The 407-nt window shown below is 44.7% G+C and carries 1 pseudogene; it reads left to right on the plus strand.

Features of this window, described 5'->3' with window-relative positions:
• Nucleotides 1-7 precede the first annotated feature (7 nt).
• Nucleotides 8-407, plus strand: a pseudogene (locus I6E49_RS14305) (MobV family relaxase); the annotation flags it as partial.

The raw sequence follows: 407 nt of genomic DNA on the forward strand, positions 1-407 counted from the left end.
TTACTATATGCAGAATCTCAATAAGCAGATAGAGGAGAACAAGTCACTTCGTGCCGAGAATGATGCGCTAAAGGCAGAAAACAACAAAGTCAAACAACGCATCTCTCAACTTGACGAGAAGGCTGTGGAGCGAGTGACTACTCAACTTGTCTATGCGAAGGAAGAACTCGCCAGTGCCAAAAGTTATAATACCACACTTATGGAAATGTACAATGATTTGAAGGCTCGTTGGAATGCCATTTGGCAAGAGCCAGAAATGACTGATGCATGGAGACGAGTGGAAGCACGAAAGGAGGAAGGTGCAAAAGAAAAGGCTCGGCAAGAAGCCGAAGCTAAACGTGAAAGCATGGCTCGGCAAAATAGATACATAGGAGTGCTTGACAAGTTCATCCATGAGGGACATGAAG

This window comes from Leyella stercorea, assembly GCF_021531655.1.